This is a genomic window from Nocardia ninae NBRC 108245, assembly GCF_007990755.1.
In the GTDB taxonomy this organism is placed as follows: domain Bacteria; phylum Actinomycetota; class Actinomycetes; order Mycobacteriales; family Mycobacteriaceae; genus Nocardia; species Nocardia ninae.
Genome location: NZ_BJXA01000150.1, coordinates 1 through 8414, shown reverse-complemented (window position 1 = coordinate 8414; position 8414 = coordinate 1). Strand labels below are relative to the sequence as shown.

At 67.8% G+C, this 8414-nt stretch carries 10 protein-coding genes; 5 read left to right on the top strand and 5 right to left on the bottom strand.

Going from position 1 to position 8414, the window contains the following annotated elements:
* Positions 1-9: 9 nt before the first annotated feature.
* The 4 genes from NN4_RS43895 to NN4_RS45575 form a co-directional block, all read right to left on the bottom strand.
* Positions 10-363, bottom strand: coding sequence for a UBP-type zinc finger domain-containing protein (locus NN4_RS43895; protein ID WP_147144228.1), 354 nt, complete (start codon positions 361-363; stop codon positions 10-12).
* Positions 360-1868 (bottom strand): ATP-binding protein, encoded by a 1509-nt coding sequence (locus tag NN4_RS43890; RefSeq protein ID WP_147144225.1) that lies wholly within the window; start codon positions 1866-1868, stop codon positions 360-362. The genes NN4_RS43895 and NN4_RS43890 overlap by 4 nt, the downstream gene beginning before the upstream one ends.
* Positions 1869-1884: 16 nt before the next feature.
* Positions 1885-3552: an NAD(P)/FAD-dependent oxidoreductase gene (locus NN4_RS43885; protein WP_147144222.1), complete on the bottom strand. Its 1668-nt coding sequence runs from the start codon at positions 3550-3552 to the stop codon at positions 1885-1887.
* A gap of 73 nt (positions 3553-3625) precedes the next feature.
* Entirely contained in the window at positions 3626-3790 is a 165-nt protein-coding gene (locus tag NN4_RS45575; RefSeq protein WP_186818920.1) for a hypothetical protein, read from the bottom strand.
* A gap of 205 nt (positions 3791-3995) precedes the next feature.
* Here NN4_RS45575 and NN4_RS43880 point away from each other — a divergent pair, with 205 nt between their 5' ends.
* Both NN4_RS43880 and NN4_RS43875 read left to right on the top strand, forming a co-directional pair.
* Positions 3996-4451 carry an SRPBCC family protein gene (locus tag NN4_RS43880; RefSeq protein WP_147144218.1) on the top strand — a complete coding sequence of 152 codons (456 nt, stop codon included), beginning with the start codon at positions 3996-3998 and terminating at the stop codon, positions 4449-4451.
* 50 nt (positions 4452-4501) lie between these two features.
* Positions 4502-5218 carry an SIMPL domain-containing protein gene (locus tag NN4_RS43875; RefSeq protein ID WP_371865858.1) on the top strand — a complete coding sequence of 239 codons (717 nt, stop codon included), beginning with the start codon at positions 4502-4504 and terminating at the stop codon, positions 5216-5218.
* Positions 5219-5282: 64 nt separating this feature from the next.
* Here the strand turns inward: NN4_RS43875 and NN4_RS43870 are convergent, their stop codons facing one another.
* Positions 5283-6320, bottom strand: coding sequence for a beta-ketoacyl-ACP synthase III (locus NN4_RS43870; RefSeq protein WP_147144212.1), 1038 nt, complete (start codon positions 6318-6320; stop codon positions 5283-5285).
* A 263-nt stretch (positions 6321-6583) separates the two neighbouring features.
* Between NN4_RS43870 and NN4_RS43865 the strand changes: the two genes are divergently transcribed.
* The 3 genes from NN4_RS43865 to NN4_RS43855 all read left to right on the top strand — a co-directional run.
* On the top strand, positions 6584-6856 hold the full coding sequence (locus NN4_RS43865; RefSeq protein WP_147144210.1) for a GlsB/YeaQ/YmgE family stress response membrane protein: 273 nt from the start codon (positions 6584-6586) through the stop codon (positions 6854-6856).
* A gap of 103 nt (positions 6857-6959) precedes the next feature.
* Positions 6960-7691: a phosphatidylserine decarboxylase gene (locus NN4_RS43860; RefSeq protein ID WP_147144207.1), complete on the top strand. Its 732-nt coding sequence runs from the start codon at positions 6960-6962 to the stop codon at positions 7689-7691.
* Positions 7691-8414: CDP-alcohol phosphatidyltransferase family protein (locus NN4_RS43855; protein ID WP_147144204.1), on the top strand; the 724-nt coding region annotated here is incomplete at its 3' end. The genes NN4_RS43860 and NN4_RS43855, both read left to right, overlap by 1 nt.

Below are 8414 nucleotides of genomic sequence, written 5' to 3'. Positions count from 1 at the left end.
CGGCGCGGCTCAGTGGATGTGTGCTTGCCAGTCCGCGGGGACCCGGTCGCGCGGGCCGGGCACACCCTGATCGGCGGGGTGACTGTGCGGCGGAGTGAGTTCCGGCCCGTCGCCGTACATCTCCTCGGTCCGGAAGTTCCAGTACCAGTCCTCGCCCGGCTCGAAGCTCTGCACGAACGGGTGGCCGGTGTCTTTCGCGTGCTGGCTGGCGTGCTGGTCCGGCGAGCTGTCGCAGCAGCCGACGTGCCCGCACTGGGCACAGCGGCGCAGATGCACCCACCAACCCTGCGACGCTTCGCATTCCACACAACCGGTACCGGTGGGCGGCACCGCCGTATCGATGCCCTCGAACTCCTGCGTCATCGTTGACCTCCTACGGTGGATTCGGGTTCGGCATTCTCCGCCGCCGGCTCGTCCGGCGTGCGATGCAGCGGCAGCCAGACGGTGAATCGGGTGTTGCCCGGTTCGGAGTCGACCTGGATGTCACCCTCGTGCTTGTTCACCACGATCCGGAACGAGATGTCCAGGCCGAGGCCGGTGCCCTCGCCCATCGGCTTGGTGGTGAAGAACGGCTCGAAGATCCGGCTGCGCACCTCCTCCGGAATCCCGGGACCGGAGTCACCGATTTCGATGACGGCACAGTCGTTTTCATGCCTGGTGCGGATGGTGAGCGTGCCCCGGCCGTTCATCGCGTACACCGCGTTGTCGATCAGGTTGGTCCACACCTGATTTAATTCCGCTGCGTAGCAAGGCACTTCGGGCAGCGCGCGGTCGTAATCCTTGACCACCTCGACCCCGTCGCCGATCTTGCGGCTGAGCATCACCAGGGTGCTGTCGAGCAGGTCGTGGATGTCCACCACCTGGAACGGCGCCCGATCCATCTGGGAGTACTGCTTGGCCGCGTTGACCAGCGACGAGATGCGCGTCGTGGAGTCGGCGATCTCGTTCATCAGCAGCTCGGTCTCGATGGTGTAGTTGAGCCAGCGGATCGCGCCCTGGAGCACCTGCTCGGTGCAGCCTTCCAGGGTTGCCGACACCCGTTCGAGCCAGTCGACGTCGAAACCGGCCTGCACGAAGTTCGGCGCAAGATTCCAGCCGTCGCTGATGCCGTGCTCTTCCAGCCACTCGCCGAGCACGTCTTCGCGGTCGGCGGCCTCCATCGGCGTCAGCTCCGGCGCCTTGGCCACCTGGGCCGCCGCCTCCTCCTGTAGCCGCACGAGCGCGCCGAGCGACGCGGTATCGAACTTGCCGTCGGCCATCATGGCCAGCTTGTGCCGCATACCGGCGACCCGTTCGCGCAGACCGGACGTCGCGCGCGCCGCGGCCGCGGCCGGATTGTTCAGCTCGTGCGTGAGCCCCGCGGACAGCGAGCCGAGGGCGAGCAGCCGCTCTCGCTGGCCGACGCGCGCGTTGGCATTCCGGTTGCCGAAGAAAGCGCCCTCCAACAGGTGCACCGCCATCGGGAACCACTCGTGCATCATGTCGGCGAAAATCGCGGCGTCGAGCACGAAGAACCGGGACGGGCGCGTCACCTTCATCGTGCCGTTGTAGGTCTGGTCGACCTTGTCGCCGATGTAGGCCATCCAGGCGCCCGAGTAGGCGCCGTGGTGCTGGGTGCGGACCAGTTCGATCTCGGTGCCGCCGGACAGCTTGGTCAGCACGATCTCGCCGTCTATCAGCACGTAGAAGCAGGTGGCCGGCTCGCCCTCGTGGAAAACCACGCCGGGCTCGATGGTTTCGATCCGCCCGTCCCGGCACAGCCGGTCCAGCTGTGCGTCGTCGAGCTTCTCGAACAGGAAAAGGGTGCGCAATTCCGCTGGGTCGCAGACCGATCGGCTGCTGCGCCCGGCCGTCTCATTCGAATTCACTTGCCAGCCTCCTGTTTCAGGCGAGGTACCGGTGCACGAGCATGACGGCCATCGCGCCCTCGCCGACCGCCGACGCGACGCGCTTGGCCGAGTCGGCGTGCACGTCACCCGCCACGAAGACGCCGGGCACGTTCGTCTCCAGATGATGCGGCGGGCGCGGCAATTCCCAACCGGCCGGTCGCGCGCCGTCGACGAGCAGATCGGGGCCGGCCAGCACGTAGCCCGCCTCGTCGCGCTTGACCACGCCGTCGAGCCAGTCGGTTTGCGGTGCGGCGCCGATGAACAGGAACAGCCGCTCCGCCTCGGCCTTCTCCTCGACACCGGACACGTTGTCGCGCAACACGATCTGCTGCAGGTGGTCGTCGCCGTCGGCGGCGGTGACCTCGGTGTTGGTGTGCACCTGGATGTTCGGAATCTGAGCGATCTGCTGGACCAGGTAGTGCGACATCGAGTTGTCCAGCGAGCCGGACCGGACGACCAGGTGGACCGTTTTCGCGTTGCGCGACAGGAACACCGCCGCCTGCCCCGCGGAGTTCGCGCCGCCGACGATGTACACATCGCGGTCGGCGCACTCCGAGGCCTCGGTCATCGCGGACCCGTAATACACACCGCGCCCGGTGAAGTCGTCCACGCCGCGGGCCGGATGGCGGCGGTAGTCGACGCCGGTCGCGATGATCACCGTGTGCGCGCAGAGCCTGCCGCCGTCGGCGAACCGCACCGTGCGCGCGGAACCGTTCACCTCGAGCCCGACCACCTCGCGGGTGGTGATCACCTCCGCGCCGAACTTAGCGGCCTGCCGCCGCGCCCGATCCGCCAGCTGACCACCGGACACCCCATCCGGAAACCCGAGGTAGTTCTCGATGCGCGAGCTCTGCCCGGCCTGCCCGCCGGTCGCGGTGCGCTCCACCAGTACCGTGCGCAGGCCCTCGGAGGCGCCGTACACCGCGGCGCCCAGACCCGCGGGCCCGCCGCCGACCACGATCAGGTCGTAGAAGTCGCCGGTCGCGTTGACGGTGAGCCCGACGTTCTCCGCGAGCAGGCTGTCCGACGGCTGCACCAGCGCCTCGCCCGTCGCGGTGATCACCACCGGACAGCGCTCGGGATCGGCGCCCGCCGCCTCCAGCAGTCGCGCGCCCTCCGGCTCGTCGGCCAGGTACCAGCGGTAGGGCAGTTGATTGCGGGCCAGGAATTCGCGCACCTCCGAGGAGCGCGGCGACCAGCGGTTGCCGACCACCTTGGTCTCGGTGATCGGCCGGTGCTCGCTGCTGCGCCAGGCGTCGAGCAGGGCGTCCAGCACCGGGTACAGCTTCTCCTCCGGCGGGTCCCACGGCTTGAGCAGGTAGTGGTCCAGGTCGATCACGTTGATCGCGTCGATCGCGGCGTTGGTGTCGGCGTAGGCGGTCAGCAGTACCCGGCGCGCGTAGGGATGCAGGTCCATCGCCTGCTCGAGGAATTCGATGCCGTCCATGCCGGGCATCCGGTAGTCGGCGATCAAGACGGCGACCGGCTGGCCGCGCAGTTTCATCTCACGCAGCGCGTCGAGCGCCTGGGCGCCCGATTCCGCGCGCAGAATCCGGTAGTCGGCGCCGTAGCGGCGCCGCAGGTCGCGCACGACCGCTCGGGAAACCCCAGGATCGTCGTCGACGCTCAAGATGGCCGGTTTCGTGGCAGCGGGTGAAGTCACCTAACGAGTATGAACGTCGGTACAAACCGTGTCGTCGGCTTTCACTGCCGGCGGACAGCCGGGCCGGTCCGCGTCACCATTTGTGGTGGCGAATCAGGTCGAGTTCGGTGGGGGTGAGCAGTCGCTCGAGGGTCTCGGCGGACGAGTCGCGGGCGGGTGGGCCGCCGTCGGGCTCGATGGCGGGTAGCAGCGGGACATTGTTCGCATGCCGGCGATGTAAGAGGGAGCGCAGGTTCACGGCCGATCACCTCACTTTTGGCGGGAAAGCTGGAGGCAGTGTCTTTGCTTCTTCTATCCGGCATTGTGCGCTGGCCATTACCAAGATCAGCGGACAACATGCTGAATGTGACCCAACTGTCTTCCCGATTAAAATGTGTATTACCCATCAAGCGCGCTCGGCCGGACTCCCTGTCGGTTCGTTCGCATGGATCCCGGAGGCAGCGTTGCCGAAGAACCTCGAAGTCGCCATAGATATCGCCGCGCCGCCGGACCGAGTGTGGGCGGTGGTCTCGGATCTGAAGCGGATGCCGGAGTTCAGCCCGCAGTGCGTGCGGATGCTGCCGCTCGGTAAGCCCAAGGCGGGCACCTGGGTGCTCAACCTCAACACCGACGGCAAGAAATATTGGCCGACCACCGCGCGCATCGTGCGGTACGAGGCGAACCAGGCGTTCGCCTTCAAGATCAACGAGAACCGCGCGATCTGGAGCTACACGCTGGAGCCGACCGAGCCGGGCACCCGGCTGATCGAGCGCCGCGACTTCCCCAACGGCACCACCTGGTTCTCCCGCAAGTCGATCAACGCCGCGCTCGGCGGCGAGGCGCCGTTCGAGGAAGACCTGGTCCGCGGCATGCACGAGACGCTGGACAAGATCAAGAAGGCCGCCGAGACGCACGGGTAGTCGGCGTGTTCGGGCTCCGCGCGGCCGCTTGGGTGCGTAAGTTGCCGAGTATGCGACGAATGACGCGCTGGTCCGCGGCCGGGGCGGCGATGGCAATCGGCGCCGTGCTGGTGACGGGTTGCGGCACCGACGACGCGGGACCCGAACGGCACGTCACCGTCGTCGGCAGCGGCCAGGTACGCGGCGCTCCGGACATCCTGAACGCCGACCTCGGCGTCGAGGTGACCGCCGAGACCGTATCCGCCGCCATCGCCCGCGCCAACGACAAAGCCAAGGCGATGACCGACGCCGTCGTCGGCGCGGGTGCCACCCGGGAAGACGTGCGCACCACCGACGTCTCGATCCAGCCCCAGTACTCGGGCGGACCGAACGGCGGCGACACCGTCATCGGCTACCGCGCCACCAACTCGGTCCGCGTCGTGGTGCGGGATCTGACCAAGGCCTCCGGCGTGCTGGACAGCGCGATCAAGGCGGGCGGCAACGAAACCAGGCTGCGCTCGGTGTCTTTCGCCATCGACGACAACTCGCAATTGCTCGCCGACGCTCGGGCCCGGGCGTTCGCCGACGCGAAGGCGCGCGCCGAGCAGTACGCGGTGCTCGCCGGGGTGCAGTTGACCGAGGTCGACACCATTACCGAGGCGAGCAGCCACGACGACGACAGCGCGAGCAAGATGTCGGCGCAAGACGCTGCGCCGCAATCGGTTCCGCTGGAACCGGGCACGCAAACGGTGACCTTCACGGTGAAGGTCACCTGGGGGCTGCGCTGAATTCGCGCCGGGGCGCGATGCTGATGCGCGCCCGGCACGAATCCGAACGTGTGGGTTCTGCGGTTTACACCGTGATCGCGAACTTGGGCAGCGTCACTACCTGTGCGGCGTAGGAAAGTCCGGCGCCGAACGCGATGAGCAGCGCGGTATCGCCAGGCTTGGACTCGCCCTTGCGCAGCATCGCCTCCATGGCCAGCGGGATGGACGCGGCCGAGGTGTTGCCGGTCTCCTCGATGTCGTTGGCCAGCGCACAGTCTTCCGGCAGCTTCAGCACCCGCGCCATGATCTCGATGATCCGGCCGTTGGCCTGGTGCGGGATCATCGCGTTCAGGTCGTCGGTGGACAGCCCGGCCCGGTCGATGGCGTCGCGGCAGACCTTCTCCAGCGAGTGTGCGGCCCACCGGAATACGGCCGTGCCCTCCATCGCCAGGTAGGGGCGCACCGCGTCGGTGCCCTTCTCCTCGATCTCGCGGAAGAACTCGACCCAGTCCTTGTCCTGGCGGATCGCGTGGTGCTGGGTGCCGTCGGAGCCCCACACCGTCGGGCCGATGCCCGGCTCGTCGGACGGACCGACGATCACCGCGCCAGCTCCGTCGGCGAACAAAAACGCCGTGGAGCGGTCCGTCGGGTTGATGGTGTCGGTCAGCTTCTCCACGCCGATCACCAGCACGTGGCCTGCCGTGCCGCCGCGGACCAGGTCCGAGGCCAGCGCGAGCGCGTGGCAGAAGCCGGCGCAGCCCGCGGAGACGTCGAAGGCGGCCGAGCCGTTCATGCCGAGTTCGGTCGCGATCCGCGGTGCGGCGGCCGGGGTGAGCAGTAGGTGGGTCGACGTCGCGACGATCACGCAGTCGACCTGATCGACCGCGATCCCGGACGACTCGAGCGCGCCCTTGGCCGCGGCGACGCTCATGCTCTGGACGGTTTCGGATTCTCCGGCGAAGCGCCGGGTCTTGATCCCGGACCTGGTCTGGATCCACTCGTCGCTCGAGTTGATCGGCCCCGCCACCTCGTCGTTGGTGACGACTCGGACCGGGCGGTATACGCCGAGCCCGAGGATCGCCGTGTGCTCTGCCCCGGTGGTCTGGGCGATTCGAGCAGCCATGTGCGTCTCCTATGTACCTGCGGCACCGCCGCCGGGTTGTCCCCGAAGCATCGAAAATGGATCCCTCATCAACCGCCACCTACGGAGCCGTAGACATGAGGCCCCCTCATATTAGCCGGAGATCCGGCGTTTCGCCGTGCGTATTCTCACAAACCCCGGGTATACCGCGATTAGCATGCTGATTGCTCCTGTCGGCATGCCCCAACTATGTGTGAACCGTTCCAGGTACGCATGGACGGTAGAACGCGGATTGCGAGGACACCATGCTCGGTCTCGGGATTATCGGGTGGATCATCATCGGCGGTCTTGCCGGGTGGATTGCCAGCAAGATCATGAAGACCGATGCCCAGCAGGGCATCCTGTTGAACATTGTCGTAGGCATCGTCGGTGGCCTACTCGGTGGTTTCCTACTGAAGTTGTTCGGTGTCGATGTCGAAGGCGCCGGCCTCTGGTTCAGCTTCTTCACCTGCCTCGGTGGCGCGGTGGTGCTGCTGTTCCTGGTCGGTCTGGTGATGGGACGTCGAGTCCGAAGCTGACGGCACCGGTGCCACAGGCTCCTTTCCCGTAAGGTGTGAACGCTTGCGCCGGTCCTATCGTGGAGGGCGTAATCCGACTGCATCTAGCACGAAAGAGGAGCCTGTGGCCCGCCGTCCCACGCCGCCCGGCACGCCTGAACGCACCGGAGTCGGCCACGTCGCCGATTTGGTTCGCAATGCGATCCCCCCGCTGCACCCCGCCGGGCTTCCGTTCGTCGCCGCACCCCTCGCGGTCGCTGTCCTCGGCGGCAAGCGAAAGTGGGTGCGCCGGACGGGTCTGTTCGCCGCGGCCGCGTGCGCAACCTTCTTCCGGCACCCGAACCGGGTGCCGCCGAACCGGCCCGGCGCCGTTGTCGCGCCCGCCGACGGCGAGATCGCCCTCGTCGATACCGCCGCTCCGCCTGTGGAATTGGGCCTCGGCGACCAGCCCGTGCCCCGGGTGAGCATCTTCCTTTCCGTGCTCGACGTGCACGTGCAGCGCACCCCGGTGTCCGGTGTGGTGCGCACGGTGCTGCATCAGCCGGGCCAGTTCCGTTCGGCGGATCTGCCCGAGGCCAGCGCGGTGAACGAGCGCAACACCATGGTGCTCGACACCCCGTCCGGGCATCAGGTGGTCGTGGTGCAGATCGCCGGCCTGCTCGCCCGCCGCATCGTGTGCGACGCCCAGGTCGGCGACGTGCTGACGATCGGCGACACCTACGGGCTGATCCGCTTCGGCTCCCGGGTGGACACCTACTTCCCGGCGGGCACGCAGCTGCTGGTCGAGCCGGGGCAGCGCACCATCGGCGGCGAGACCGTCCTCGCGGTGCTCGGGTCGACGCCCGCCGCTTCATGATGGAGGCGGCTGCTCCGATTCAGCGACGGCGGCGCCGCCCCATCCGGCTGTTGCCGAGCGTGGTGACCATTCTCGCGCTGTGCTCCGGGTTGTCCGCGGTGAAGTTCGGGCTGGACAACCGGCTCGACATCGCGCTGGCGATGATCGGCGCCGCGGCCGTGCTGGACACGTTGGACGGTCGGCTGGCCCGAATGCTGGACGCCACCACCGCGATCGGCGCGGAGCTGGATTCGCTGTCCGACGCCATCTCCTTCGGTGTCGCGCCCGCGCTGGTGCTCTATGTGTCGCTGCTGCACAGCGAGACTGCGGGCTGGATCGTCGCGCTGCTGTTCGCGGTGAGCATCGTGCTGCGGCTGGCTCGGTTCAACACCCTGCTGGACGACGACACCCGCCCGGAGTGGTCGCGCGAGTACTTCGTCGGCGTGCCCGCCCCGGCGGGCGCGCTCATCGCCATGGTGCCGGTCGCGCTGTTCGAGGTGTTCGGTGACGGCTGGTGGGTCGGCTTCTACGCGGTCTCGGCGTGGACCGTCTGCGCAGCGGCGTTGTGCGTCAGCACCATTCCGACGCTGGCCATGAAGTCGGTGTCGGTGGCGCCGCAGGCCGCCGCCGGGCTGCTCGTGCTCGTCGCGCTGGCCGCAGCACTGCTGGTCACCTATCCGATCGTGCTGCTGCTGATCCTGGTCGCGCTGTACCTGTGCCACATTCCGTTCGCCTGGCACTCGC

What these genes read in the sequence shown, in the direction of transcription:
- NN4_RS43875 (WP_371865858.1), top strand. Translation starts at nt 4,502, where the DNA reads ATGCGACGAATGACGCGCTGGTCCGCGGCCGGGGCGGCGATGGCAATC.
- NN4_RS43870 (WP_147144212.1), bottom strand. Translation starts at nt 6,320, where the DNA reads ATGGCTGCTCGAATCGCCCAGACCACCGGGGCAGAGCACACGGCGATC.
- NN4_RS43865 (WP_147144210.1), top strand. Translation starts at nt 6,584, where the DNA reads ATGCTCGGTCTCGGGATTATCGGGTGGATCATCATCGGCGGTCTTGCC.
- NN4_RS43895 (WP_147144228.1), bottom strand. Translation starts at nt 363, where the DNA reads ATGACGCAGGAGTTCGAGGGCATCGATACGGCGGTGCCGCCCACCGGT.